General features: G+C 62.2%; 29 protein-coding genes and 1 tRNA gene. 17 read left to right on the top strand and 13 right to left on the bottom strand.

Going from position 1 to position 23,682, the window contains the following annotated elements:
* Window positions 1-73: 73 nt before the first annotated feature.
* Together H0Z09_RS09315 and H0Z09_RS09310 are read right to left on the bottom strand one after the other, a co-directional pair.
* Window positions 74-694 (bottom strand): hypothetical protein, encoded by a 621-nt coding sequence (locus H0Z09_RS09315; RefSeq protein ID WP_238340213.1) that lies wholly within the window; start codon window positions 692-694, stop codon window positions 74-76.
* Between the two features lie 352 nt (window positions 695-1,046).
* Window positions 1,047-1,137 (bottom strand) — tRNA-Ser (locus tag H0Z09_RS09310).
* A 153-nt stretch (window positions 1,138-1,290) separates the two neighbouring features.
* Between H0Z09_RS09310 and H0Z09_RS09305 the strand changes: the two genes are divergently transcribed.
* Entirely contained in the window at window positions 1,291-1,962 is a 672-nt protein-coding gene (locus H0Z09_RS09305; RefSeq protein ID WP_003174664.1) for a Bax inhibitor-1/YccA family protein, read from the top strand.
* 68 nt (window positions 1,963-2,030) lie between these two features.
* On the opposite strand, the gene murB is transcribed toward H0Z09_RS09305, so the two are convergent.
* The 8 genes from murB to H0Z09_RS09265 form a co-directional block, all read right to left on the bottom strand.
* Complete coding sequence (gene murB, locus H0Z09_RS09300) at window positions 2,031-3,050, bottom strand: UDP-N-acetylmuramate dehydrogenase (RefSeq protein ID WP_186689887.1); 1,020 nt, start codon at window positions 3,048-3,050, stop codon at window positions 2,031-2,033.
* The gene (locus H0Z09_RS09295) at window positions 3,047-3,511 is read right to left on the bottom strand and encodes a low molecular weight protein-tyrosine-phosphatase (RefSeq protein WP_076950761.1); all 465 of its coding nucleotides are present in this window, start codon (window positions 3,509-3,511) and stop codon (window positions 3,047-3,049) included. The genes murB and H0Z09_RS09295 overlap by 4 nt, the downstream gene beginning before the upstream one ends.
* Window positions 3,511-4,275 carry a 3-deoxy-manno-octulosonate cytidylyltransferase gene (gene kdsB / locus H0Z09_RS09290; RefSeq protein ID WP_186689885.1) on the bottom strand — a complete coding sequence of 255 codons (765 nt, stop codon included), beginning with the start codon at window positions 4,273-4,275 and terminating at the stop codon, window positions 3,511-3,513. Before kdsB ends, H0Z09_RS09295 begins: the two co-directional genes overlap by 1 nt.
* Window positions 4,272-4,457, bottom strand: a complete 186-nt coding sequence (locus H0Z09_RS09285) for a Trm112 family protein (protein WP_003174668.1) — start codon at window positions 4,455-4,457, stop codon at window positions 4,272-4,274. The genes kdsB and H0Z09_RS09285 overlap by 4 nt, the downstream gene beginning before the upstream one ends.
* A gap of 24 nt (window positions 4,458-4,481) precedes the next feature.
* Window positions 4,482-5,492, bottom strand: coding sequence for a tetraacyldisaccharide 4'-kinase (lpxK, locus tag H0Z09_RS09280; RefSeq protein ID WP_186689883.1), 1,011 nt, complete (start codon window positions 5,490-5,492; stop codon window positions 4,482-4,484).
* Window positions 5,492-5,920, bottom strand: coding sequence for a biopolymer transporter ExbD (locus H0Z09_RS09275; protein ID WP_186689881.1), 429 nt, complete (start codon window positions 5,918-5,920; stop codon window positions 5,492-5,494). The genes lpxK and H0Z09_RS09275 overlap by 1 nt, the downstream gene beginning before the upstream one ends.
* Window positions 5,917-6,552 (bottom strand): MotA/TolQ/ExbB proton channel family protein, encoded by a 636-nt coding sequence (locus H0Z09_RS09270; RefSeq protein ID WP_186690115.1) that lies wholly within the window; start codon window positions 6,550-6,552, stop codon window positions 5,917-5,919. Before H0Z09_RS09270 ends, H0Z09_RS09275 begins: the two co-directional genes overlap by 4 nt.
* Window positions 6,553-6,635: 83 nt before the next feature.
* Window positions 6,636-8,861: a DNA internalization-related competence protein ComEC/Rec2 gene (locus H0Z09_RS09265; protein ID WP_238340212.1), complete on the bottom strand. Its 2,226-nt coding sequence runs from the start codon at window positions 8,859-8,861 to the stop codon at window positions 6,636-6,638.
* 134 nt (window positions 8,862-8,995) lie between these two features.
* Here H0Z09_RS09265 and H0Z09_RS09260 point away from each other — a divergent pair, with 134 nt between their 5' ends.
* The 5 genes from H0Z09_RS09260 (at window position 8,996) to H0Z09_RS09240 (ending at window position 14,619) form a co-directional block, all read left to right on the top strand.
* Entirely contained in the window at window positions 8,996-9,511 is a 516-nt protein-coding gene (locus tag H0Z09_RS09260; RefSeq protein WP_076950767.1) for a DUF2062 domain-containing protein, read from the top strand.
* Between the two features lie 172 nt (window positions 9,512-9,683).
* Window positions 9,684-12,437 carry a response regulator gene (locus tag H0Z09_RS09255; RefSeq protein WP_186689879.1) on the top strand — a complete coding sequence of 918 codons (2,754 nt, stop codon included), beginning with the start codon at window positions 9,684-9,686 and terminating at the stop codon, window positions 12,435-12,437.
* Between the two features lie 279 nt (window positions 12,438-12,716).
* On the top strand, window positions 12,717-13,706 hold the full coding sequence (locus tag H0Z09_RS09250) for a 2-hydroxyacid dehydrogenase (RefSeq protein WP_186689877.1): 990 nt from the start codon (window positions 12,717-12,719) through the stop codon (window positions 13,704-13,706).
* A gap of 71 nt (window positions 13,707-13,777) precedes the next feature.
* A complete protein-coding gene (locus H0Z09_RS09245) occupies window positions 13,778-14,218 on the top strand; it encodes a hypothetical protein (protein ID WP_076950770.1) in 441 nt (146 codons plus the stop codon).
* The gene (locus tag H0Z09_RS09240; RefSeq protein ID WP_186689875.1) at window positions 14,215-14,619 is read left to right on the top strand and encodes an META domain-containing protein; all 405 of its coding nucleotides are present in this window, start codon (window positions 14,215-14,217) and stop codon (window positions 14,617-14,619) included. Before H0Z09_RS09245 ends, H0Z09_RS09240 begins: the two co-directional genes overlap by 4 nt.
* Window positions 14,620-14,766: 147 nt before the next feature.
* Here the strand turns inward: H0Z09_RS09240 and H0Z09_RS09235 are convergent, their stop codons facing one another.
* Entirely contained in the window at window positions 14,767-15,228 is a 462-nt protein-coding gene (locus tag H0Z09_RS09235; RefSeq protein WP_186689873.1) for a TlpA disulfide reductase family protein, read from the bottom strand.
* Between the two features lie 115 nt (window positions 15,229-15,343).
* On the opposite strand from H0Z09_RS09235, the gene arsC reads away from it, so the two are divergent.
* From arsC to H0Z09_RS09220, 3 genes are read left to right on the top strand one after another with little or no spacing between them, the layout of a single operon-like run.
* Window positions 15,344-15,697, top strand: coding sequence for an arsenate reductase (glutaredoxin) (gene arsC, locus H0Z09_RS09230; RefSeq protein WP_186689871.1), 354 nt, complete (start codon window positions 15,344-15,346; stop codon window positions 15,695-15,697).
* Window positions 15,694-16,308 carry an NAD(P)H:quinone oxidoreductase gene (gene wrbA, locus H0Z09_RS09225; RefSeq protein ID WP_186689869.1) on the top strand — a complete coding sequence of 205 codons (615 nt, stop codon included), beginning with the start codon at window positions 15,694-15,696 and terminating at the stop codon, window positions 16,306-16,308. The genes arsC and wrbA overlap by 4 nt, the downstream gene beginning before the upstream one ends.
* A complete protein-coding gene (locus H0Z09_RS09220) occupies window positions 16,292-16,708 on the top strand; it encodes a DUF2069 domain-containing protein (RefSeq protein ID WP_186689867.1) in 417 nt (138 codons plus the stop codon). Before wrbA ends, H0Z09_RS09220 begins: the two co-directional genes overlap by 17 nt.
* A gap of 41 nt (window positions 16,709-16,749) precedes the next feature.
* On the opposite strand, the gene H0Z09_RS09215 is transcribed toward H0Z09_RS09220, so the two are convergent.
* Together H0Z09_RS09215 and ttcA are read right to left on the bottom strand one after the other, a co-directional pair.
* Window positions 16,750-17,421 (bottom strand): DNA-3-methyladenine glycosylase I, encoded by a 672-nt coding sequence (locus tag H0Z09_RS09215; protein WP_065872088.1) that lies wholly within the window; start codon window positions 17,419-17,421, stop codon window positions 16,750-16,752.
* Window positions 17,422-17,489: 68 nt separating this feature from the next.
* Entirely contained in the window at window positions 17,490-18,314 is an 825-nt protein-coding gene (ttcA, locus tag H0Z09_RS09210) for a tRNA 2-thiocytidine(32) synthetase TtcA (protein ID WP_186689865.1), read from the bottom strand.
* Window positions 18,315-18,615: 301 nt separating this feature from the next.
* Here ttcA and H0Z09_RS09205 point away from each other — a divergent pair, with 301 nt between their 5' ends.
* From H0Z09_RS09205 to H0Z09_RS09170, 8 genes are all read left to right on the top strand, one after another.
* Entirely contained in the window at window positions 18,616-19,218 is a 603-nt protein-coding gene (locus tag H0Z09_RS09205; protein ID WP_076950778.1) for a Yip1 family protein, read from the top strand.
* Window positions 19,219-19,346: 128 nt separating this feature from the next.
* Window positions 19,347-19,841: a SprT family zinc-dependent metalloprotease gene (locus H0Z09_RS09200; RefSeq protein WP_186689863.1), complete on the top strand. Its 495-nt coding sequence runs from the start codon at window positions 19,347-19,349 to the stop codon at window positions 19,839-19,841.
* 312 nt (window positions 19,842-20,153) lie between these two features.
* On the top strand, window positions 20,154-20,546 hold the full coding sequence (gene tusD / locus H0Z09_RS09195; protein WP_186689861.1) for a sulfurtransferase complex subunit TusD: 393 nt from the start codon (window positions 20,154-20,156) through the stop codon (window positions 20,544-20,546).
* Between the two features lies 1 nt (window position 20,547).
* Entirely contained in the window at window positions 20,548-20,898 is a 351-nt protein-coding gene (gene tusC / locus H0Z09_RS09190; protein ID WP_186689859.1) for a sulfurtransferase complex subunit TusC, read from the top strand.
* Entirely contained in the window at window positions 20,898-21,176 is a 279-nt protein-coding gene (gene tusB / locus H0Z09_RS09185) for a sulfurtransferase complex subunit TusB (protein WP_186689857.1), read from the top strand. Before tusC ends, tusB begins: the two co-directional genes overlap by 1 nt.
* Window positions 21,173-21,508, top strand: a complete 336-nt coding sequence (locus H0Z09_RS09180; RefSeq protein WP_186689855.1) for a TusE/DsrC/DsvC family sulfur relay protein — start codon at window positions 21,173-21,175, stop codon at window positions 21,506-21,508. The genes tusB and H0Z09_RS09180 overlap by 4 nt, the downstream gene beginning before the upstream one ends.
* Window positions 21,505-22,506 carry a glycosyl transferase family protein gene (locus H0Z09_RS09175; protein WP_186689845.1) on the top strand — a complete coding sequence of 334 codons (1,002 nt, stop codon included), beginning with the start codon at window positions 21,505-21,507 and terminating at the stop codon, window positions 22,504-22,506. The genes H0Z09_RS09180 and H0Z09_RS09175 overlap by 4 nt, the downstream gene beginning before the upstream one ends.
* Window positions 22,507-22,594: 88 nt before the next feature.
* Window positions 22,595-23,602 (top strand): glutathione S-transferase family protein, encoded by a 1,008-nt coding sequence (locus H0Z09_RS09170; protein WP_186689843.1) that lies wholly within the window; start codon window positions 22,595-22,597, stop codon window positions 23,600-23,602.
* Window positions 23,603-23,682: the final 80 nt, after the last annotated feature.

Genomic DNA, 23,682 nt, shown 5'->3' with positions numbered 1-23,682 from the left:
ATGCCGTATGACTAATGAATACCTGATGGGGCCGACCAATAGTGCGGTAGCTCAGACTGGCTTTAGGCTGCTTTCAGTCGTCGAGATCTAGCAGCTCGCCCATCCGCTCTCCTAACATCCCACGCAACCACGCACCATGAAACTCAATATTTTCGAGAGAAGTACCGTCCCCTAGAAGATGCTCAAAAACCTTGCCCTTCGCTCCGCGATACACGACGCGAAAATGTCCATCATGAGCAGACCAACTCATCACATAAGGGCGGATGGAGATGATTTCGCTAAACGGTACGCGTACTTCAACGGGGCTTCGACAACGACGGGTTATGGTGAGAGTCAGCAGCTGCTGATTTTCGTCGAACGTGAAGGCCTGCACTTGAGGCTCGGAGACAACCCACGCAAAGAACGCACCAATGAGCACTGCACTGGCCAGCATGAACAGAATGAAGAATGACGCTGTGAGGCTTTCACTATGGTCAGGCTGCACACCCTGAATGACGTCCGGCCCTATGAAAAGGAGCGTCCCAAGCCCATAGCCCGGTAAAAGCAGAAGCAGCGCAAGAGAGAAGCCAAAAACGCCCATACCATTACTTCCGATAATTGGTATTTCGGGGCCGTAATACCAAATAGGCGGGTGGGCAGTACTTACCTCGCCAGCATTTGTTGCTGTGGCGTTAGCTGGTTTTTGGCGATTCATTTGGCCGTCTCGAGGGATTACAGCGCAGACGTTACCACTACTGCCGGACAGTCTGGAAACGGATCACGGGACCTTCTCATAGCGCTCCGCACTTCGATTACTCGCGTCCCCCTGCAATAACCTCCCCCTTCAAAGTCAGCGCGTCGAGCGGCTGCAGGATATCAGCGAAGGCCAGGCCAAGGCCGAAGACTGCTTCTTCACCGATTACGGGCGCAAGTGCGGTCACTCCGGGAAAGGCTGGACCGAGGCCGGCGAATGCCCGGCCCCCGAAACGATCCGCCTTTACGCTACCAACCTTGCCAAACCCCAGAAACACAAAAGCCCCGCATTCGCGAGGCTTTCGTGTAAATCTTGGCGGGAAACCAGGGATTCGAACCCTGGGAACGCTATTAACGTTCGCCGGTTTTCAAGACCGGTGCATTCAACCACTCTGCCAATTTCCCTTGTGCATCCACAGGATTATCATAGCCCATCCCGTCTCAGCGGGCGCCATAATACCCGAATGAAACACACTGTCAAACTCTCGCCATAGCTTGTTACAGAGCGTCTGTTATGATCTTTGCGACTGAACGTTTCAAAACCGGAGGAGTGTCGCCATGCGCGAACAGAATTACGCAGTGAATGGCAACGCGCAGGCTGAGCAGCTTGAAGTCAGCCGCGTGTTGCGCAACACCTATGGCTTGCTCGCCCTTACCCTCGCATTCAGCGGTGTGATGGCGTTCGTGGCGCAGCAGATGCGCGTCGGCTACCCGAATATCTTTGTCGTGTTGATCGGCTTCTATGGTCTGTTCTTCCTGACCAACAAGCTGCGCGACTCGGCCTGGGGCCTGGTGTCGGCGTTTGCCTTGACGGGTTTCATGGGCTTTATCCTCGGCCCGATCCTCAACCGTTACCTCGGCATGGCCGGCGGTGCGGAAGTGGTCAGCTCGGCGTTTGCCATGACCGCCCTGGTGTTCGGTGGTCTGTCGGCCTACGTGCTGATCACCCGTAAGGACATGAGCTTCCTGGGCGGCTTCATCACCGCGGGCTTCTTCGTGTTGCTGGCGGCTGTGGTTGCAGGCATGTTCTTCCAGATCAGCGGCCTGCAACTGGCGATCAGCGCGGGTTTTGTGCTGTTCTCCTCGGTGTGCATCCTGTTTCAGACCAGCGCGATCATCCACGGTGGTGAGCGTAACTACATCATGGCGACCGTCAGCCTGTATGTGTCGATCTATAACCTGTTTATCAGCCTGTTGCAGATCTTCGGCATCATGAGCCGCGATGACTGATTGTTAACGCAAAAAAAAATGCCCCGTATCGAAAGATGCGGGGCATTTTTTTGTGCCGAGAACAGGGATCAATACTGATTGGGCTCCATTTCCAGCTCGACCTTGAACCGCTCGGCGATATCGCGCTGGATACGTTGGGCCAGGTTGGCGATATCGTGCCCCGTGGCACCGCCATAGTTGACCAGCACCAGTGCCTGCAGCTTGTGCACGCCGGCATCGCCCTCACGGAAACCCTTCCAGCCCGCCTTGTCGATCAGCCAGCCGGCGGCGAGCTTCATTTGCCCGTCGGCCTGGGGATAAGCCACCAGGTCCGGGTACTGCGCTTGCAGCTCTGCAGCCAGGGCCTGGGGCACCAATGGGTTCTTGAAGAAGCTTCCGGCATTGCCAAGCTCTGCCGGGTCCGGCAGTTTTTCGCGGCGGATGCTGCAAATCGCACGGCTGACATCGCTCGGCGTCGCCTCGGTGATCCCCTGCCCCGCCAGGCGCTGCTGCACCGGGCCGTAGTCGAGTTTCAGGTGGCTGGCGCGGCTCAGAGCAAAGCGCACCCGCAGGATCAGCCAGCGTCCGGTTTCGTGCTTGAACAGGCTGTCACGGTAGGCAAAGTTGCATTCTTGCAGGCTGAAATCGCGCAGTTCGCCGGTGTGGCGATCCAGAGCGGTCAGGCCGGCGAATACATCCTTGATCTCCACCCCGTAGGCGCCGATGTTCTGCATGGGCGCGGCGCCAACGGTGCCGGGGATCAGGCTGAGGTTTTCCAGGCCGCAGAAACCCTGCGCCAGGGTCCACAGCACAAACGGGTGCCAGGCCTCGCCCGCTTCGGCCTCGACCACCACGTGCGTGCCATCATCATGCAGCACGCGGATGCCTTGGGTTGCCATGCGCAACACCAGCGCCGGGATGTCCTGGGTCAACAGCAAGTTGCTGCCCCCACCGATCACCAGCAGTGGCAGCGCTTGCGCGGCCGAATAGGCCATGGCCTCACGGACGTCGTCGTCGCTGTGGGCCTCGGCGAACAACTGGGCACGCACATCGATGCCAAAGCTGTTGAATGGCTTGAGCGATACCTGCGACTGCACGTGCAAGGTCATAGGCGCCCCTTCAATTCGATCACCAATAGATCACAGGCCCGCTCGATCAGATCCAGGACCCGTTCGAAGCCTTGTTCACCTTCGTAATACGGGTCGGGCACTTCATCCACTTCGGACGCGTAACGGCGCAGGAACAGGTCCAGCTGCGCCTTGCCCTGGCCCGGTTGCAGGGCCTTGAGGTTGCGCAGGTTGCTGTGGTCCATCGCCAGGATAAGGTCGTAGCGCGCAAAGTCGGCGCGGCTGACCTGTTGGGCCCGCTGGGCGGACAAATCGTAGCCGCGCGCCAACGCTGCCCGTTGGCTGCGTTGATCAGGCGGATTGCCGATGTGCCATTCGCCGGTACCGGCGGACGCTACATCGACCTGACCCGCCAACCCTGCCTCGCGCAACTTATGGCGCAGTACGCCTTCTGCGGTGGGCGAGCGACAGATATTGCCCAGGCAGACAAACAGAACCTCCATCAGGCCCCCAGCAGGCGACGGACGCGCTCAAGGTCTTCCGGGGTGTCGACGCCGGCCGGCGGCGCTTCCAGCGCATCGCCCACATGGATGCGCACGCCATGCCACAAGGCGCGCAGCTGCTCCAGAGATTCGGTGTTTTCCAGCCAGCACGGCCCCCAACTGACGAAGTCATGCAGGAAACCGGCGCGGTAGGCATAAATGCCGATATGGCGGCGATAGGGCACGCCTTGCGGCAGTACGTCAGGGTGGCTGGCGAAGGCATCGCGCGCCCATGGCAGGGTCGAGCGGCTGAACGTCAGCGCCAGGCCGTTGAGGTCGCTGACCACTTTGACCACGTTCGGGTTGAACAGGGTGGCAATGTCTTCGATCGGTTCGGCCAGGGTCGCCATGCGGGCTTCGCCATGGGCGGCCAGGTTGGCGGCGACTTGGTCGATCACGCTCGGTGGGATCAACGGCTCGTCACCTTGCACGTTGACCACGATAGCATCCGGCGCCAGGCCGAGTTGGGTGGCCACTTCGGCCAGGCGGTCGGTGCCGGAGTTATGGTCTTCGCGCGTAAGGACGGCTTCGGCGCCGAAGCCCTTGCAGGCTTCGATGATGCGCGGATCATCGGTGGCCACCACCACACGCTCGGCGCTGCTTTTGCAGGCCTGTTCCCACACCAGCTGGATCATCGGCTTGTTGCCGATCAGTTGCAGCGGCTTGCCCGGCAGACGGGTCGACGCGTAGCGCGAAGGAATGACGACGGTAAAGGCTGTGGTCATTTATCCAGGCGCTCATCGGTGGTCAGGGTGCGGGCTTCGCTCTCCAGCATCACCGGGATGCCATCACGGATCGGGTAAGCCAGGCCTGCGCCTTTGCTGATCAGCTCGGTCTTGTCGGCGCTGAGCTTGAGCGGGCCTTTGCAGATCGGGCAAGCGAGGATGTCGAGCAGTTTGGTGTCCATGAGTGTTTCCTGGAAAGAAGCGGTTTAAGGCAATAGACGTGCAGGCAACAGGCGCATCAGCTGCGTGTCGAACCAGGCGACGAACGCCGGTGACGGCAGCGCATCCACCGCAAGGTACCACCAGTCGGGTTGGGCAAAGGCACGGCACTTCACCGCGTCCTTCTCGGTCATGACCAGCGGTAATGACGGCGTAAAATTCAGCACCTGGGCGCTATACGGCGCATGGTCGGCGAACGCATGGGGTATCGGCTGCCAGTGTAGCGTTTCAAGGGTCTTGAAGAAACGCTGCGGGTTACCGATGCCCGCGACCGCATGCACCGCCTGGCCCGCGGCAAAGGAGTCGACCGGCCGGCGCTCGCCGGTCTTCAGATTGACCAGAGCGGTGGGCTGCAAGTGAAAGGCAAACCCATCGTCTCGATCACTGGCGGCGCCGTTATATAAAAGCGCATCGACACTTTGCAGCCGCTGCACCGGCTCGCGCAGCGGCCCCGCCGGCAAACAACGGCGGTTGCCCAGGCCACGGGCGGCGTCGATCAGCACCAGTTCAAGGTCACGGGCCAGGCGGTAATGCTGCAGGCCATCGTCGGAGAGGATCAGGTCGAGGGTTTCGCTGGCCAGCAGCGCCTTGACCGCCCGGCTGCGATCCGGGTCGATCATCAAGGGAACGCCGCAACGCTGCACAATCAACAAAGGCTCGTCACCGGCCACTTCAGCGCTGTGGCTGGCGTCGACCCGCCAAGGCAGCAGGGGTGGCTTGGCGCCATAACCGCGGCTGACAACCCCCACGCGCAAGCCGCTGCGCCGGCAGTGGTCGATCAGCCATAGGATCAGCGGCGTCTTGCCGGTGCCACCCACGGTGATATTACCCACCACCACCACCGGCACCGGCGATCGGTAGATATCGCCCTCGCCCGCCAGGAAGCGCGCGCGCTTGCGCTGTACCACCCGGCGGTACAGGGTTTCCAGCGGACGCAACAGCGCAAGCGCCGGGTGGCCCTCGTACCAGGCCTTGAGCAAACGATCGGATATGGCCATCAGGGCGCGCTCGCCGCCTCGATGGTGGTCATGCGCAGGTGGCTGAAACCGAGCTTGCCGGCGGCATCCATCGCAGTGATCACGGACTGGTGCGGGGTTTTGCCGTCGGCACTGATCGATAGCGGCATTTTAGTATCGCCGCCGGATTCTTTCTGCAAGGCGTCCATCAGGCTATTAAGGTCATTTTTCTCGAGCAACTGGTTATTCACCGAGAACACCCCTTCGGCGCTGATGGCGATGTCCAGCTGCTTGATCTCTTGGTCTTCGGCCGGCGAACCGCTCACGGCTTCCGGCAGGTCGACGCGCAGCTCGGTCTGCCGGTTGAAGGTAGTAGTAACGACAAAAAACAGCAGCAGGATAAACACCACGTCAATCAGCGACGCGAGGTTGATATCAACGTTTTCCCGGCGCTTACGGCGAAATTTCACGCGTTGCCCCCAACCAGGTCCACGTCACGGTCGCCCTGCACCACTTCCACCAGCTTGATGGCTTCCTGTTCCATGCCGACCACCAGTTCATCGATACGACGCTGCAGGAAACGATGGAAAAACACCGAAGGAATCCCGACCATCAGGCCCGCCGCCGTGGTGATCAGTGCCTTGGAGATGCCCCCCGCCAGCACGGCGGCGTTGGAGGTCATGCCGGCGCCCATGAACGAGCTGAAAATATCGATCATGCCCAGCACCGTGCCGAGCAGGCCGAGCAACGGCGCCATGGCGGCAATGGTGCCCAGGGCGTTGATGTAGCGCTCCAGCTCATGGATGACGCGGGCGGCGGCTTCTTCGATGCACTCTTTCATGATCTCGCGACCATGCTTGGAGTTGGCCAGGCCCGCGGCGAGGATTTCACCCAGCGGGGAGTTGGCGCGCAGCTCCTTGAGTTTTTCCTTGTCGAGCTGCTTGTTCTTGATCCAGGCCCAGACCTGACCCAGCAGATGCTCGGGAGTGACACGACTGGCGCGCAGGGTCCACAGGCGCTCGGCGACGATGCCAAGTGCGGCGATAGAACTCATGATGATCGGCAACATCATCCAGCCGCCGGATTTGACCAATTCCCACACAGTGAATGTCCCCTCGAAAAAGTGCGCCACTTTACCATATAGGTTCACCGGCCACAGACCCCATCGGCTGCGGCGACGAGCGCCTAGGGTAACCGCTCGCGCCAGAACCTTCGTTGACTGCGCGCAACAATCGGTGGCGCGAAGGCCCCCAATTGCAGGCGCACGGCCCCTTGCTCGGCGCTGTCATACACCTGGCTGCCCAAGCGCTGGTAACGTGCCATGACCTGCGGATGGGGATGGCCGAACGCATTGCCGCGCCCCCGTGAAATGAGCACGGAGCGCGGCTGGAGGCGTTCCAGGAACGCCCAGGACGACGATGTGCGACTGCCGTGGTGCGGCGCTTGCAACCAATCGGTGGACACCGCCAGGGGTGAGGCGAGCATGGCCCGTTCGGCCGCGCGATCAATATCGCCGGTGAGCAACAGGCGCTCGCCGTTGGCCTGCACCTGCAATACGCAGGACTTCGGGTTGCCGTTGATAGCGTCAGGCCATTGCCACAGTTCGAACGTGACACCGTCCCAACTCCACCGTTCGCCACTGACGCACGGCTGGGTGGCGAGAAACGCCGGCAGCCCCTCGGTCTCCCCGCCCACCACGCGCTTGATCGGCATTCCCCTGGCAACCGCGGCCGCGCCACCGGCATGATCCGCGTCGGCGTGGCTGAGCAACATCATGTCCAGTTCGCGCACCCCGAGCTTGCGCAACGACGGCAACACCACGCGGGCGCCCAGGTCAAAGCTTCCGGTACGCGGGCCGGCGTCATACAGCAAAGTATGGTGACGGGTGCGCAAGATCAGCGACTGCCCCTGGCCGACGTCCAGTTGCAGCACCTCCACTTGCCCGTGAGGTACCTCTTCGCGCGGGGGAAACGCCGCCAGCAACAGCATCGGCCAGCCCAGCACCCGAAACGGCAGGCCTTTTGGCAGCAATAGCAGCACGGCGCCAAGCAGGCTCACCAGCCAATACCCCAATGCAACCTCGGCGGGAATCCAGGCGGGCATCTGCCCTGCGAGCCAGGCCAGGGCGTCGAACAACCCACCCAGCGCGCCGCCCGCCAGCCACAGCAACCCTTCACCTACAAAGGGTAAAGGCAGCAATGCCGTGCCGAGCAACGCCAACGGCAAGACCACCAGGCTGATCCAGGGCACCGCCACCAGATTGGCCAGCGGCGCACTCAGGCTGATGGGCAGCCCCAACACCAGCAAGGCGGGAAACAATCCAATTGCAATCAGCCATTGTGGGCGGGTCCAGGCCTGCCACAGGCTCCAGGGCCCCAGCCGCCCACCGAATGCCAGGATCAGCACTGCCACCGCGGCAAACGACAACCAGAAACCCGGCTGCAGACTGGCCAGCGGCTCCAGCATCAGCACCCCATCGAGTGCCAGCAGCAACGGCCACCACAGCCCCAAATGCCGAAAGCGCAGCCTCCACAACAACACCAGCCCGACCATCACGCAGGCGCGCTGCACCGGCACGCCAGACCCGGCAAGCAAGCCATAACCCAGCGCGGCGCCGAACGCCAGGCCACACGCCCACGGCAGCCACGGCCAGGTGCGGGGCCAGCATCCATAGCGCGCCAACCCAGCGATCAACCCGTAGATCAAGCCCGCCAGCAAACCGATGTGCTGGCCGGAAATGACCAGCAGATGCACGGTGCCGGTGTCCTGCAATACCTGCCAATCGGTGGTCGCCAGCCCAGAGCCGTCGCCCAGCACCAGCGCAATCAGCCCCGCTTCACGGCCTTGGGCATCCACCGCCATCAGGCGCTGGCGCACGCTGTCGCGCCAAGCGTTTCGGGCAGGCGCCAGGCGCTCGCCGTCCTTCACCGTGCCCGTGGCGCCGATGCGCTGGGCCAGCAGCCAGGCTTCCTGGTCAAAGCCATGGAAGTTCAGCAACCCGGCCGGCCGCTTGAGGGTGATTGCCAGCCGCCAGCGTTCACCGCTGTGCACCGGCGGCCCACCGCGCCAGGACACCCGGATACGTTTGGGCAACCGGGCATTTCGCGACCGACTGTCGGCCAACTCGAAACGCACCGCCTCCCCCGTGCGTTGTGGCAGCCCGATGACTCGCCCTTCTACCCAGCGTGTCTGGCCGTCCAGCGCCGGCTTCAGGCGATCATCCAGCGCCGACTGCGCGCTGATGCACGCCCAGCTCAGCCCCAGCAGGAAAAACGCCAGCGGGTAGGTGCGAAACGGCAACAGCATCAATGCCAGCGCCAACACGGCAATCAGCCATCCGGTGGACGGCAATGCCGGTAGAAAGCGCAAGGCCAGCAGCCCCAGCGCCAACGCGAACATCCCTGTTCTCATGAATCATCCTTTTCAAGTGATCCACTAGTCTTAACCGGGAACCCGACGCTGCCTCTGATGTTTTGTCACAAAGTCTGAATTTTCTGTTTATAGAATGCGCGCATACTTGCCCCTCGAACTGACCTGGACCCCTTATGCCCCGGCGCTTATTCAAACGGTACATGCCCGACCCCAGCAGTATCCGGGAACACAAGTCATTACAGTTTCTCGGCACGTTGCTGCATGACCCGAACCTGTGGCACCTGAACCGGCACTCGGTTGCGCGCGCGATGGCCGTGGGTTTGTTCGCGGCCTTTATCCCGATTCCCCTGCAAATGCTGCTCGCTGCGCTCCTGGCGATTGCGGTGCGCGGCAATATGCCCATCGCAGTCAGCCTGGTGTGGCTGACCAACCCGATCACGATGCCGGTGGTGTTCGTGTGCACCTACATGACCGGCGCCTGGCTGATGAATGTGCCACCGCGCAGCCTTCCGGACGACCTGACCTGGGAGTGGATCAGCGGGCAATTGAGCACACTGTGGCAGCCGTTCCTGCTGGGTTCGGTGGTGTTGGGGCTGGTGCTGGGCGCACTCGCCTATTGCCTTACCATGGGGTATTGGCGCTGGTGGGTTGCCCACCAGTGGAAAAAACGCAAACAGCGCCGCGCCTGACCGCTGACATCGGTACACCATCGCCGTCAAACGCCACCAAATCCTCTGAAGATTGCCATCCGTCATTAATTTACGAGATTCCACACCGTGCAAATGGCTACACTGCGCAGTGTGACGCGGGCTGGACGCCTGCGTGAAACCGTAGATATCAATGTGGTAGCAGGAGAGTGGCGTGCTGACAAGAATGGGGATAAAAGGCCGCGTACTGTTGCTGACCTTATTACCGACCAGCCTGATGGCCTCGTTGCTGGGCGGCTACTTCACCTGGATGCAGCTCTCGGAGTTGCAGGCCCAATTGCTGCAGCGCGGCGAAATGATCACCGAACAGTTGGCGCCGTTGGTGGCGCCAGCCCTGAGCGCGCGCAACACCGACCTGCTGGAGCGCATCGCCACCCAGTCCCTGGAACAACCGGACGTACGCACCGTGGCCTTCCTCAGCCCAGACCGTGCGCCCCTCGCCCATGCGGGGCCGACCATGCTCAACCAGACGCCCGTCGGCAACAGCTCGCACCTGTTGCAGCGCACCGGCAACGACGCCACCCGCTACCTGCTGCCAGTGTTCGGCCGTCATCGCAACCTCGCCGGCGACCTGATCCCGGATGAAGCCGACCGCCTGCTCGGCTGGGTCGAAGTGGAACTGTCCCACACCGGCATGTTGCTGCGCGGTTACCGCAGCCTGTTCGCCAGCCTGCTACTGATCGCCATCGGCCTGATCTGCACCGCGGCCCTGGCCCTGCGCATCAGCCGCACGATCAATTCGCCGATCGGCCAGATCAAGCAAGCCGTGGCGCAACTCAAGGACGGCAACCTGGAAACCCGCTTGCCACCGCTGGGCAGCCAGGAACTGGACCAGCTCGCCCTGGGCATCAACCGCATGGCCGAAACGCTGCAAAATGCCCAGGAGGAACTGCAACACAGCATCGACCAGGCCACCGAAGACGTGCGCCAGAACCTGGAAACCATCGAGATCCAGAACATCGAGCTGGACCTGGCCCGCAAGGAAGCCCTGGAAGCCAGCCGTATCAAGTCGGAGTTCCTGGCCAACATGAGCCATGAGATCCGCACGCCGCTCAATGGCATCCTCGGTTTTACCCATTTGCTGCAAAAAAGCGAGCTGACGCCACGCCAGCTCGACTACCTGGGCACCATCGAAAAGTCCGCCGACAACCTGCTGGGCATCATCAATGAGATCCTCGACTTCTCGAAAATCGAAGCCGGCAAGCTGGTGCTCGACAGCATTCCGTTCAACCTGCGCGACTTGCTGCAAGACACCCTGACCATCCTCGCCCCGGCCGCCCATGCCAAGCAGCTGGAGCTGGTGAGCCTGGTCTATCGCGACACGCCGCTGGCGTTGGTCGGCGACCCGCTGCGTCTCAAGCAGATCCTCACCAACCTGATCAGCAACGCGATCAAGTTCACCCGCGAAGGCACCATCGTGGCTCGGGCGATGATCGAGGACGAGCAGGAAGACAGCGTGCAACTGCGCATCAGCGTGCAGGACACCGGCATCGGCCTGTCCAGCCAGGACGTGCGCGCGCTGTTCCAGGCCTTCAGCCAGGCCGATAACTCATTGTCGCGCCAGCCGGGCGGTACGGGGTTGGGCCTGGTGATTTCCAAGCGCCTGATCGAACAGATGGGCGGTGAGATCGGCGTCGACAGCACGCCGGGCGAAGGCTCGGAGTTCTGGATCAGCTTGAACCTGCCCAAGACCCGTGACGACGTCGAGGACTTGCCTTGCGCGCCGCTGCTGGGCCATCGCGTGGCCGTGCTGGAAAACCACGAGCTGGCGCGCCAGGCATTGCAGCACCAATTGGAAGACTGCGGCCTGGAAGTCACGCCGTTCAACACCCTGGAAAGCCTGACCAACGGCATCACCAGCGCGCATCAGACCGACCAGGCCATCGACCTTGCGGTACTCGGCGTCACCGCCAATGACATCCCGCCCGAGCGCCTCAACCAGCACCTGTGGGATTTGGAACACCTGGGCTGCAAGGTGCTGGTGCTCTGCCCCACCACCGAACAGATGCTGTTCAACCAGTCCGTGCCCAACCCCAACAGCCAATTGCAGGCCAAGCCTGCGTGCACGCGCAAACTGCGCCGCGCGTTGTCCGACCTGATCAGCCCGCGCCCGTCGCGCAGCGAACCGGGCGAGCCGCTGTCCAGCCGGGCACCGCGCGTGCTGTGCGTGGATGACAACCCGGCGAACCTGCTGTTGGTGCAGACGCTGCTCGAAGACATGGGCGCACGGGTAAGCGCAGTGGAAAGCGGGTATGCCGCGGTCGACGCGGTGAAACAGGACACCTTCGACCTGGTGCTGATGGACGTACAGATGCCCGGCATGGACGGCCGCCAGAGCACCGAGGCGATTCGCCAGTGGGAAAGCGAACGCAGCGGCACGCCACTGCCGGTGGTGGCCCTCACCGCCCACGCCATGGCCAACGAAAAACGTGCCCTGCTGCAAAGCGGCATGGACGATTACCTGACCAAACCCATCAGCGAGCGGCAATTGGCCCAGGTGGTGTTGAAATGGACCGGCCTGGCCCTGCGCAACCAGGCGCCGGAACGCGCAACCGAAGGCCTTGGCCCTGGCGTGCAACTGCCGGTGCTCGACCACGAGGAAGGCTTGCGCCTGGCCGCCGGCAAGGCGGACCTGGCGGCCGATATGCTGGCGATGTTGCTGGCCTCCCTGGAAGCCGATCGCCTGGCCATCACCCTCGCGCGTGACGCCAGCGACAACAACGCCTTGATCGAACGTGTGCACCGCCTGCATGGCGCGACCCGTTACTGCGGCGTCCCGCAACTGCGTGCCGCCTGCCACCGCGCCGAAACCCTGCTCAAGCAGAACGACGCCAAGGCCCTGCACGCGCTGGACGAACTGGACATGTCGATTGCGCGCCTGGCCAGTGAAGCGCGGGTCAAGGCCTGAAGCCTATTCATCAGGTGTGGGAGCCGGGCTTGCCCGCGATGCGCATCGGTAGCTACACATTTTTGTAGTGAGCGGGCTTGTCCCGCGCTGGGTGGCGAAGCCGCCCCAATAAAGACACCGAGCAGTGTCAGACAAACCCAATTCGCCTGGTTTGGGGCCGCTTCGCAGCCCAGCGCGGGACAAGCCCGCTCACTACAAAGAGGTGTAGATACTTATAGCTATCGCGGACAAGCCCACCGGGGCAGCCTATCCAGCCTTACGATTGCAGGGAGCTTTCCAATGCGCGTCATTCTTTTCAGCAGCCAGGCGTACGATCACGACAGTTTTCTCGGCGAGCCGCTGCCAGCGGGCCTGGCGCTGCAGTTCCAGCCCGCCCGGCTGAACCTCGACACCGTGGCCCTGGCCGAACATCACGAAGTGGTGTGCGCCTTTATCAACGACGACCTCAGTGCCCCGGTGCTGGAACAGCTGGCCAAGGGCGGCACGCGGCTGATCGCCCTGCGCTCGGCGGGCTACAACCATGTGGACCTGGCCGCCGCCAAGCGCCTGGGCCTGGCCATCGTGCGCGTGCCGGCCTATTCGCCCCACGCAGTGGCCGAGCATGCGGTCGCGCTGATCCTGGCCCTCAACCGCCGCCTGCATCGCGCCTATAACCGCACCCGCGATGGCGATTTCAGCCTGCATGGCCTCACCGGTTTTGACTTGGTGGGCAAGACCGTCGGGGTGGTCGGCACCGGGCAGATCGGCGCGACCTTCGCCAGGATCATGGCCGGCTTCGGTTGCCGGCTGCTCGCCTGCGACCCCTTTCCCAACCCCGAGGTCCTGGCGCTCGGCGCAGGCTACGTGAGCCTGCCCGAATTGCTCGCCCAAGCGCAGATCATCAGCCTGCACTGCCCGCTGACCGCCGACAGTCAACACCTGATCAACGCCCGCTCCCTGGCGCAGATGCAGCGCGGCGCGATGCTGATCAACACCGGTCGCGGTGGCCTGGTCGACACTCCGGCACTTATCGAAGCGCTCAAGGACGGCCAGTTGGGCTACCTCGGGCTGGATGTGTACGAGGAAGAAGCCCAACTGTTTTTCGAAGACCGCTCCGACCTGCCCTTGCAGGACGATGTCCTCGCGCGTCTGCTGACCTTCCCGAATGTGATCATTACCGCCCACCAGGCATTCCTCACCCGCGAAGCCCTCGCGGCCATCGCCGGCACCACCCTGGCCAATATTGCCGCCTGGGCCGATGGCCGGGCGCAGAACCTTGTCGAAGGTTGATCAGCGGTCACATACCAGGCTCATGATGAGCAAGCACCCGTGATAGGATGCCGCGCCTATTTGGAGGATCCATGGCCGAACACGATTTCCGCTTCAGTTTGCTGAGCCCGCAACACACCCTGATCGAATGCCGTGCTCTGGTGCCGGGCCGTTACCAGGTCACTGGCAACGGCGGTTCGATCAAGCATGGCGACGTGTTGATCGTCACCCTGCGTGGCAGTAAAACCCTGTCGATGCGCCTCACCGTCGAAGGCGACGCGCGCTACTCCATCCGCCCGGCGGGCCAGTGGGTCGCCATGGCCCAAGGGCCGAAGTTCGGCGAGCTGGAGATTCACACCTGGAAGGTCAACTGCGACAGCTGCGATGCAGTGTTGGAGTTCGAATTCGCGGTGGAAACCAAGCTGACCAAGGAGCCACTGCAACCGGCGGCCAACGCACGCATCGCCGAGTTGGGCTGGGCCAGCGAGGGCGACACGCACCGCTGTCCGAAATGCCAGAAGGCCGCGCAATGAAAGGCCTGCTTCTGCTCGCCGCCCTCGGAGCGGCCCTGACCGGTTGCGCCGGGGACGCGGTCAAGCTCAAGCGCGATCACAGCTATGTGGTGGAATGGATCGGTGAGCGGCCGCTGATGGATTACGCGCACCTGACCGTCACCCTCGGCGCCGATGGCCGCGCCTATGGCAATGGCGGTTGCAATCACTGGTTTGCGCCGTACACCGTCGACGGCAACACCCTCAGCTTCGGCAAGATCGGCAGCACCCGCAAGCTCTGCGCCGAGGCGTTGATGGAGCAGGAACAGCGCTTCTTCCAGGCCCTGCAAAACGTGCAACGCTGGGACATTTCGCCGATCGAGCAGACGCGTTTCTGGCCGGCCGAGGGCAAGCCGATTCGCCTGTGGCTGGAAGAGGGCTGACTCTGGCCTCTCGCGATCCAAATGTGGGAGCGGGCTTGTGTGGGAGCGGGCTTGCTCGCGAATGCGGTGGGTCAGTCAAAGATGTATTCACTGACACACCGCTTTCGCGAGCAAGCCCGCTCCCACAGTTAGGTTTGTGCTGTTGCTTTAACCGCGTAAAGCCTTGAGCCTGGCCAACACACCCTCGGCCGTCTGCTCGCCCATCAATTGCTCACGCACCTTGCCCTTGTCGTCAATGATGTAGGTCACCGGCAACGCTTCGCTGCGCGGAATATCGAAAAAACCTTCCGGGTTCTGCGCCAGTACCGTGAACTTGATGCCCAGCTTGTCGCTGGCGGCTTTGAGTTCCTCACCCTGCACATTGTCGAAATTGACCCCGAACACGCCCACGTTCTGCGCCTTCAACTGTTCGGCCAAGGCATTGAGCTCAGGGATTTCCGTGCGGCACGGGCCACACCATTCGGCCCAGTAATTGACCACCAGCCACTGTTTGTCCAAGCGTTCGGCCGCCACCTTCTGACCATTCTGGTCAACGCCGTAATCGTTACCGCAGCCGCTGAGCAGCAGGGTCGTGATGATCGCCAATGCACCGATCAGTCGCTTAGTCATGGGGTAATCCTTCGCAAAAATGAACGTTGGCTGCGACCTATCGCCTCTTACGGTTTAAGGACGGGCCGCAGCGCAGGTAGAATACCCGCCACCTTACGCAAGATGCGACCCGCACATGACCGATCTGACGCTTTATCACAACCCGCGCTGCTCGAAATCACGCGGTGCGCTGGAACTGCTGCAAGCCCGCGGGCTCACCCCCACCGTGGTGCGCTACCTGGAAACCCCGCTGGACGCCGCGCAATTGAAGGCCCTGCTCGGCAAGCTGGGCATCAGCGCGCGCCAACTGCTGCGCAGCGGTGAGGACGAGTACAAGACCCTCAACCTCGCCGACGCCAGCCTCAGCGAAGCGCAGTTGATTGCCGCCATCGCCGCCCACCCGAAGCTGATGGAACGCCCGATCCTGGAAACCGCCGATAAAGCCATCATTGGCCGCCCGCCGGAAAACGTAGTGGAGATACTGCCGTGACGTCGCCGTATGTGTTGGTGCTGTATTACAGCCGCCATGGCTCGGTGAGCGAAATGGCTCGGCAGATTGCCCGAGGCATCGAGCAAGGCGGGATGGAAGCGCGTTTGCGCACCGTGCCGGCGATCTCCACCGAATGCGAAGCCGTGGCGCCGAGCATTCCGGACGAAGGCGCACTGTATGCCAGCCTGGATGACCTGAAAAACTGCTCAGGCCTGGCCTTGGGCAGCCCGACCCGCTTCGGCAACATGGCCGCGCCGCTCAAGTACTTCCTCGACGGCACCAGCAACCTGTGGCTGACCGGTGCGCTCGTCGGCAAGCCGGCCGGTGTGTTCACCTCCACCGCCAGCCTGCACGGCGGCCAGGAAACCACACTGATGTCGATGCTGCTGCCGCTGTTGCACCACGGCATGTTGATCACCGGCCTGCCCTACAGCGAACAGGCCTTGCTCGACACCCAGGGCGGCGGCACGCCTTACGGGCCCACCCACCATGCCGGGCCTGACGGCAAGCGCCTGCTCGATCAACATGAAATCACTTTGTGCCGGGCCCTGGGCCTGCGCCTGGCCACCACTGCCACGCTGCTGGAGAACGGCCGTGGCCAGAACGCCTAAGGTCCCGCCGCCCCAGGCGTGGCTGGCGCCGCGCGTAAAGCTTGCACGGGCACTGAGCCTGCTGGCGTTTTTCGCGTTGGTGGCGTTGCTCTGCGTGTACTACCTGTTCATCGCCGACCTGCACGGTGCTCGGCCCTGGGTGATCCTGCTGATCGAACTGGTGCCGCTGCTGGTACTGGCGCCGGGGATGCTGATCGGCAGCGCACGGGGGCATTCGTGGATGTGCTTTGTGGTGAACCTGTATTTCATCAAGGGCGCGCTGGCGGCGTATGACCCCAACCGCCAAGGGTTCGGGGTGCTGGAGATGCTGGCAAGCCTGGCGGTGTTTTGTACGGCGCTGCTGTATGTGCGCTGGCGGCATCAGTTGAATCGGCGGTTGGCGGCAGATCAGGGTGCCTGATAGTCAGTCTTCGACTTGCTTGCGAAGGCATCACCTCGGTCTCAATGATTCACCGTATAAGCCAACATCATCGACAACTGGCACATCGGCCGCCCACTCTCGGCGTGCCACTGGTTGAACGCGCCCTGCACCGCCGCCAGGTCGCGCAGGCTGGTCGGCGCCTTGTCGACGATCTTCTGCGCGTTCAAGGCCGCGACCACGTCATAACTCGGCACAAACGTGTCCTTGCCGACCATGCGCAGGAAGCGCGGCGCCGACAGCCCGCCGAGTTGATGGCCGTGCTTGCTCAGGTATTTCCACAGCCCGACGATGTCGGTCACCGGCCAGTCGGCGACAAACGCACCAAAGCTGCCCTTCTCCTGCTCGATATCCAGAATCATCTGCGCGTTACGCGGCACGCTCTTGAGCTTGCCCAGGTGGCGAATGATCCGCGTGTCCTGCATCAGCCGTTCCAGGTGCTCGGCGCCCATCAACACGACTTTTTCCGGGTCAAAGCCGAAGAACACCTGCTCGAACGCCGGCCACTTGGCGTCCACTACGCTGTGCTTCAAGCCCGCACGGAACACGCGCAGGGCCAATGTCGACAAATAGCGATCATCACTGATCTTGCGCAACTGCGCCGGGGTCTTGGGTACAGGCAGATGGGCCTCCAGCTCGGCCGCCGAACCGAAGCGGTTCAGACAATATTCGTGCAGCCACTTGTAATCGCGCATGCCCTCTCCTGGGATTGAAAAATGAAAACGGCGCCCATGAGCGCCGTCTTTGAGAACGTTGAATAGCGTCAGAGGTTCACTACATTGACGAAGCGCGACGCGGCCGTCTCGTCGATTTTCAGGCTGGCGAAGTCGAACAGGTTGCGGTCGGCCAGCTGCGACGGCTGCACGTTCTGCAGGCTGCGGAAGATACTCTCGGTGCGGCCAGGGGTCTTGCGCTCCCAGTCCAGGAGCATCTCCTTGACCACCTGGCGCTGCAGGTTTTCCTGGGAGCCGCAGAGGTTGCACGGGATGATCGGGAATTGCTTGAAGTCGGAGTAGGCCTGGATGTCCTTCTCGTTGCAATACGCCAGCGGACGGATCACCACGTTGCGCCCGTCATCGGCACGCAGCTTGGGCGGCATGGCCTTGAGCGAGCCGTTGAAGAACATATTGAGGAAGAAGGTCTCGACGATGTCGTCGCGGTGGTGACCCAGGGCCATCTTGGTGGCGCCGATCTCGTCGGCAAAGGTGTACAGCGTGCCACGGCGCAGACGCGAGCACAGCGAGCAGGTGGTCTTGCCTTCCGGGATCAACTCCTTGACCACCGAATAGGTGTCTTTCTCGACGATGTGGTACTCGACGCCCAGCGCCTCGAGGTAGGCCGGCAGCACCTGTCCAGGAAAGCCCGGCTGCTTCTGGTCCATGTTGACGGCGATGATCTGGAACTGGATCGGCGCGACCTTTTGCAGGTGCAGCAGCACGTCGAGCAGGGTGTAGCTGTCCTTGCCGCCGGAGAGGCAGACCATGACCTTGTCGCCGTCCTCGATCATATTGAAATCGGCGACCGCTTCACCGGCCAGGCGACGCAGGCGTTTTTGCAGTTTGTTCTGGTTGACCGTAAGAGTGCCCATGGCGCTTGGATCCGCTGGAGGTGTGTGACGAAAAGCGCGGTATTTTACCTTCATGAACGACCGAGTTCCATTGTGGGAGCTGGCCTGCCTGCTGCCGCATTGCACCGTACCGAATCTGACAGACCGCTCAGCGATTAGGAACGCCGTTTACAGCGCAATTTGCTCTAAAGGCCCTACAGTCATTCCGGTCATCCCTTCCTATACTGCGACTTGAGGTCGCACAGCTATCCAGGACCTTGAGGCCACCTGGCCCGTGGGCGCTCCGATGGGGGCGATGGCAATAACGACAGGAGTGACTGGCATGATCCATCACGTCGTGGGGCTTTTTACCCACCCCGACCAGGAATGGCGGGAAATTCGTGGCGATAAAGAAGAAAGCATCAGCCACATGTACCTCACCCATACCCTGATTCTCGCGGCGATCCCCGCCGTATCCGCCTTTATCGGCACCACCCAGGTCGGCTGGGTCATCGGCAACCGCGCGCCGGTAATGCTGACCCAGGAAAGCGCACTGTGGATGACCCTGATGTCGTACGCTGCCATGCTCGGCGGCGTGGCGGTGATGGGTGCGTTCATTCACTGGATGGCGCGTACCTATGACGCCAACCCCAGCATGGCGCGTTGCGTGGCTTTTGCCACCTACACCGCGACGCCGCTGTTCATCGGCGGGCTGGCGGCGCTCTATCCGCATATGTGGCTGGGTATGGTGGTAGGCACGGCGGCGATCTGCTACACGGTTTACCTGCTGTACGTGGGCGTGCCGACCTTCATGAGCATCGATCCGGACGAAGGCTTCCTGTTTTCCAGCTCGATACTGGCCGTAGGGCTGGTGGTGCTGGTAGCGATCATGGCGTTCACGGTGATCGTCTGGGGCCTGGGCGTAGGTCCGATTTATACCAGTTGAGGTGATGACACCGCAGGCAAGGCCACCGCAAGGTGGCCTTGTGCGTTATGCATGACCATTCGGCGCCTGACAGATTCGGAAACACTCAGCTTTGCGGCATACTGGGCGTCTCTGGAGAGATGTACAGCATGCCCGAGCAACTCAATACCCGCGTCGAAGAGTGTTACCTGCAAGCCGAATCCTTTTTCAAGCGAAGCTTCAAACGCCCTCAGGTCAGCCTCAAGCTGCGGGGCCAAAAGGCCGGTGTCGCGCATTTGCACGAGAACCTGCTGCGTTTCAACCCGCAGTTGTACCGTGAAAACAGTCAGCATTTCCTGAAACAGACCGTGGCCCATGAAGTGGCGCACCTGATTGCCCACCAATTATTTGGCGAGCGCATCCAGCCCCATGGCGAGGAATGGCAACTGATCATGCGCGGCGTCTATGAACTGCCGCCGGACCGCTGCCATACCTATGCGGTGAAGCGCCGCCAGGTGATGCGCTATATCTACCGATGCCCGTGTGCGGACAGTGATTTTCCGTTTTCGTCGCAGCGCCATGGCATGGTGGCCAGGGGGCGGCGGTATTTGTGTCGGCGGTGTCGGCAGACACTGGTGTATACCGGGGAAACTCGGGTGGAATAAGGGCCCTATCGCAGCATAGGTATCTACACAACTTTGTAGTGAGCGGGCTTGTCCCGCGCTGGGTGGCGAAGCCGCCCCAATAAAGGCATCGCCGAGCTTCAGGTAGAATCCGGTCGCCTGGTTTGGGGCGGCTTCGCAGCCCAGCGCGGGACAAGCCCGCTCACTACAATGTGTATGCCTATCGCAGGCAAGCCAGTCACCACCCAACCACTCCGGCCCGGAACGGTCAACCACAGTGACCGTTTTGATCACGGCGGGCTTTTTCTTGGCGACGGCTTTATCATTGGCCCAGGTTTGCTTGCAGAGTCTTTCATGAAGTTTGCGATCGCAGTATTCAGCGCAGCCCATGCGCCCTCCTCGCGCCGCGCCCTGCTGTTCGCCCAGGCGGCGCTGGCCGGCGGGCATGAGATTGTACGGCTGTTTTTTTATCAGGACGGGGTGCACAGCGCCTCCAACAACATTGTTGCTCCCCAGGACGAGCAAGACATCGCCCGCCAATGGCGCGAGTTTGTCAGCCAGCACCAGCTCGACGGCGTGGTGTGCATCGCCGCGGCGTTGCGCCGTGGCGTGCTTGACCAGGGGGAAGCCACGCGCTATCAACGCAGCGCGGTCAACCTGGAGGCGCCGTGGGCGTTGTCGGGCCTGGGCCAGTTGCACGACGCGGCGCAGAACGCCGACCGCCTGATTTGTTTTGGAGGCACGTGACATGGCCAAATCCCTGTTGGTGATCAGCCGCCAGGCACCGTGGTCGGGCCCGAGTGCGCGGGAAGCCTTGGACATTGTCTTGGCCGGCGGCGCCTTCGATCTGCCGATTGGCCTGCTGTTCATGGACGACGGCGTGTTCCAGTTGACGCCGCACCAGGACGCAAAGGCCGTGCAGCAAAAAGACCTGAGCGCCAACCTGCAAGCGCTGGGGCTGTTCGGCATCGATGAGGTGTTTGCCTGCGCGCACAGCCTGGCCGTGCGTGGCCTCACGCCGCCCGCCAGCGCCGCGCCTCTGGACAACCCCGGCATCACCCAGTTGATTGACCGCTACGATCAGGTGATTACCCTCTGATGTCGACTCTACACGTGGTATCTCATTCCCCGTTTACCGATAGCCGCCTCGACAGCTGCTTGCGCATCTGCGGCAACCAGGACGCTATCCTGCTTTGCGGCGACGGCGCCTACGGCCTGCAACAATCGGCCCTGCACACCCAGGGCGTGAAGGTCTTTGTATTGGCCGAAGACCTGCAGGCGCGCAACCTGCCGCTACCGGACTGGGCCGAGCGCGTCGATTACCCAGGTTTCGTGCAGTTGTCGATCACCTACGACAAGGTCAACGCCTGGCTATGAACACCCTGACCGTCGGCGCACGCGCGCTGGAACTGGACAAGGACGGCTACCTGGTCAACCTGGACGAATGGTCGGCTGAGGTGGCCAACGCCCTGGCCGCCGCCGAAGCCCTTGAGCTGACCCCCGCCCACTGGGAGGTTCTCGAGCTGCTGCGCCAGTTCTACGCCGAATTCCAGCTGTCCCCGGCCACGCGCCCGCTGATCAAGTACACCGCACTCAAGCTGGGCCCGGAAAAGGGCAACAGCCTGCGCCTCAACAAACTGTTCAACGGCACTCCCGCCAAACTCGCCGCCAAGCTGGCGGGCCTGCCCAGGCCGACGAATTGCTTATGACCGACTTTGCCCCGCTGACCCTGCAAACCCCCGACGAGCACCCGTTCGCGCCGTTCGTGCGCATCCTGGGCAAAGGCAAGCGCGGCGCACGCAACCTTACCCGCGAGGAAGCCCGCGAAGCCATGGGTATGCTGCTCGACGAAAAAGTCGAAGACACCCAGCTGGGCGCCTTCCTGATGCTGCTGCGCCACAAGGAAGAAAGCCCGGAAGAACTCGCCGGTTTCACCGAAGCCGTACGCGAGCGCCTGAACCCTCCGGCGCTGAACGTGGATGTCGACTGGCCAACCTACGCCGGCAAGAAACGCCACCTGCCGTGGTACCTGCTGGCAGCCAAGTGCCTGGCGCAACATGGCGTGCGCATTCTGATGCACGGCGGCGGTGCGCATACGGCAGGACGGTTGTACACCGAGCAATTGCTGCAAGGTTTGCAGATACCGCTGTGCCGCAACTGGCAACAGGTCGAGGCAGCCTACGGGCACGGCAACCTGGCGTTCATCCCGCTGGGCGATTGGGCACCGCAGTTGCAGCGCATGATCGACCTGCGCAACACCCTGGGCCTGCGCTCGCCGATCCACTCCCTGGCGCGGCTGCTCAACCCGCTGAATGCGCGCCTGGGCCTGCAGAGTATTTTCCATCCCGGTTACCAGGGCGTGCACCGCGATGCCAGTGGTTTGCTTGGCGACAACGTGATTGTGGTGAAGGGCGATGGCGGTGAGATCGAGATCAACCCCGATTCGGCCAGCCATCTGTACGGCACCACCGCAGGCATAAGCTGGGACGAAGGGTGGCCCGCCCTCTCCGCCCAGCGCCACGTCAAACCCGCCACGCTGGAACCCGAGCATCTGAAAGCCGTGTGGCGCGGCGACATCGTCGACAGCTACCCGCAACTGGCGCTGATTGCCACCATGGCGTTGGCGTTGCGCGGGCTCGGCCACCCACGTGAGCAAGCCTTCGAATTGGCCCAGCAGTACTGGGATGCACGGGATAAATCGATTTAATCGATCATTCACCTCCGGTCTTTGCGCTTTTAGTTCGAACTCATCCCTTTAGACTGGGCTCCAACGCTTATTAGCCAAGGAGCCAGTCATGGGTTTGCTGATTGAAGGACACTGGAAAGACCAGTGGTATGAAAGTAGCGCAGACGGCGCCTTCCAACGGGAACAGGCACAACGCCGCCACTGGGTGACCGCCGACGGCCGGCCTGGCCCGAGCGGTGAAGGCGGCTTCAAGGCCGAAGCCGGCCGCTACCATCTCTACGTGTCCCTCGCCTGCCCCTGGGCCCACCGTACCCTGATCCTGCGCAAGCTCAAGGAACTCGAAAGCCTGATCGACGTGTCCGTGGTCAGCTGGTTGATGCTCGAAAACGGCTGGACCTTCGACAAGGACCACGGCTCCACCGGCGACAGGCTCGACGACCTTACCTTCATGCACCAGCGCTACACCGCCGATACCGCCGACTACACCGGGCGCGTGACCGTGCCGGTGCTATGGGACAAACAGCTCAAGCGCATCGTGAGCAACGAATCGGCGGAGATCATCCGCATGTTCAACAGCGCGTTCAACGGGCTGACCGGCAACACCCTGGATCTCTACCCTGAGCCACTGCGGGCGACCATCGACACACTGAACGAGCGCATCTACCCCGCCGTGAACAACGGCGTGTACCGCGCAGGCTTCGCCACGTCGCAGCAAGCCTACGACAGTGCGTTTGATGACGTGTTTGCCGAACTCGATCATCTGGAACAGCATTTGGGCACGCACCGTTACTTGGCCGGCGAATACCTGACCGAAGCTGACGTGCGGCTGTTTACCACGCTGATTCGCTTTGATGCGGTGTATTACAGCCACTTCAAATGCAATTTGCGCAGGATTGCGGATTATCCGAACCTGTCGAATTGGCTAAGGGAGATGTACCAGTGGCCGGGCGTGGCCGAGACGGTGGATTTCGAGCATATCAAGGGGCATTACTATGCCAGCCACCGGACGATCAACCCGACGGGGATTGTGCCGAAGGGGCCGTTGCAGGGGTTTGATGTTGAGCATGATCGGGAGCGGTTGACGGGCAACGGTGTCTACGACGCCGGAGCATTGTAGTGAGCGGGCTCGCCCCGCGCTGGGCTGGGCTGCGAAGCAGTCCCAAACCAGGCGGCTCGGTTTATCTGGAACTCGGCGGT

Origin of the sequence: Pseudomonas sp. SWRI18 (assembly GCF_014268345.1) — a bacterium.
Taxonomy (GTDB): domain Bacteria; phylum Pseudomonadota; class Gammaproteobacteria; order Pseudomonadales; family Pseudomonadaceae; genus Aquipseudomonas; species Aquipseudomonas cedrina.
The sequence above is the reverse complement of the archived record's forward strand: the minus strand, read 5'-3'. Positions and strand labels throughout refer to the sequence as shown.

What these genes read in the sequence shown, in the direction of transcription:
- H0Z09_RS09315 (WP_238340213.1), bottom strand. Translation starts at nt 694, where the DNA reads ATGAATCGCCAAAAACCAGCTAACGCCACAGCAACAAATGCTGGCGAG.
- H0Z09_RS09305 (WP_003174664.1), top strand. Translation starts at nt 1,291, where the DNA reads ATGCGCGAACAGAATTACGCAGTGAATGGCAACGCGCAGGCTGAGCAG.
- murB (WP_186689887.1), bottom strand. Translation starts at nt 3,050, where the DNA reads ATGACCTTGCACGTGCAGTCGCAGGTATCGCTCAAGCCATTCAACAGC.
- H0Z09_RS09295 (WP_076950761.1), bottom strand. Translation starts at nt 3,511, where the DNA reads ATGGAGGTTCTGTTTGTCTGCCTGGGCAATATCTGTCGCTCGCCCACC.
- kdsB (WP_186689885.1), bottom strand. Translation starts at nt 4,275, where the DNA reads ATGACCACAGCCTTTACCGTCGTCATTCCTTCGCGCTACGCGTCGACC.
- H0Z09_RS09285 (WP_003174668.1), bottom strand. Translation starts at nt 4,457, where the DNA reads ATGGACACCAAACTGCTCGACATCCTCGCTTGCCCGATCTGCAAAGGC.
- lpxK (WP_186689883.1), bottom strand. Translation starts at nt 5,492, where the DNA reads ATGGCCATATCCGATCGTTTGCTCAAGGCCTGGTACGAGGGCCACCCG.
- H0Z09_RS09265 (WP_238340212.1), bottom strand. Translation starts at nt 8,861, where the DNA reads ATGAGAACAGGGATGTTCGCGTTGGCGCTGGGGCTGCTGGCCTTGCGC.
- H0Z09_RS09260 (WP_076950767.1), top strand. Translation starts at nt 8,996, where the DNA reads ATGCCCCGGCGCTTATTCAAACGGTACATGCCCGACCCCAGCAGTATC.
- H0Z09_RS09250 (WP_186689877.1), top strand. Translation starts at nt 12,717, where the DNA reads ATGCGCGTCATTCTTTTCAGCAGCCAGGCGTACGATCACGACAGTTTT.
- H0Z09_RS09245 (WP_076950770.1), top strand. Translation starts at nt 13,778, where the DNA reads ATGGCCGAACACGATTTCCGCTTCAGTTTGCTGAGCCCGCAACACACC.
- H0Z09_RS09240 (WP_186689875.1), top strand. Translation starts at nt 14,215, where the DNA reads ATGAAAGGCCTGCTTCTGCTCGCCGCCCTCGGAGCGGCCCTGACCGGT.
- H0Z09_RS09235 (WP_186689873.1), bottom strand. Translation starts at nt 15,228, where the DNA reads ATGACTAAGCGACTGATCGGTGCATTGGCGATCATCACGACCCTGCTG.
- arsC (WP_186689871.1), top strand. Translation starts at nt 15,344, where the DNA reads ATGACCGATCTGACGCTTTATCACAACCCGCGCTGCTCGAAATCACGC.
- H0Z09_RS09215 (WP_065872088.1), bottom strand. Translation starts at nt 17,421, where the DNA reads ATGCGCGATTACAAGTGGCTGCACGAATATTGTCTGAACCGCTTCGGT.
- ttcA (WP_186689865.1), bottom strand. Translation starts at nt 18,314, where the DNA reads ATGGGCACTCTTACGGTCAACCAGAACAAACTGCAAAAACGCCTGCGT.
- H0Z09_RS09205 (WP_076950778.1), top strand. Translation starts at nt 18,616, where the DNA reads ATGATCCATCACGTCGTGGGGCTTTTTACCCACCCCGACCAGGAATGG.
- H0Z09_RS09200 (WP_186689863.1), top strand. Translation starts at nt 19,347, where the DNA reads ATGCCCGAGCAACTCAATACCCGCGTCGAAGAGTGTTACCTGCAAGCC.
- tusD (WP_186689861.1), top strand. Translation starts at nt 20,154, where the DNA reads ATGAAGTTTGCGATCGCAGTATTCAGCGCAGCCCATGCGCCCTCCTCG.
- tusC (WP_186689859.1), top strand. Translation starts at nt 20,548, where the DNA reads ATGGCCAAATCCCTGTTGGTGATCAGCCGCCAGGCACCGTGGTCGGGC.
- tusB (WP_186689857.1), top strand. Translation starts at nt 20,898, where the DNA reads ATGTCGACTCTACACGTGGTATCTCATTCCCCGTTTACCGATAGCCGC.
- H0Z09_RS09180 (WP_186689855.1), top strand. Translation starts at nt 21,173, where the DNA reads ATGAACACCCTGACCGTCGGCGCACGCGCGCTGGAACTGGACAAGGAC.
- H0Z09_RS09175 (WP_186689845.1), top strand. Translation starts at nt 21,505, where the DNA reads ATGACCGACTTTGCCCCGCTGACCCTGCAAACCCCCGACGAGCACCCG.
- H0Z09_RS09170 (WP_186689843.1), top strand. Translation starts at nt 22,595, where the DNA reads ATGGGTTTGCTGATTGAAGGACACTGGAAAGACCAGTGGTATGAAAGT.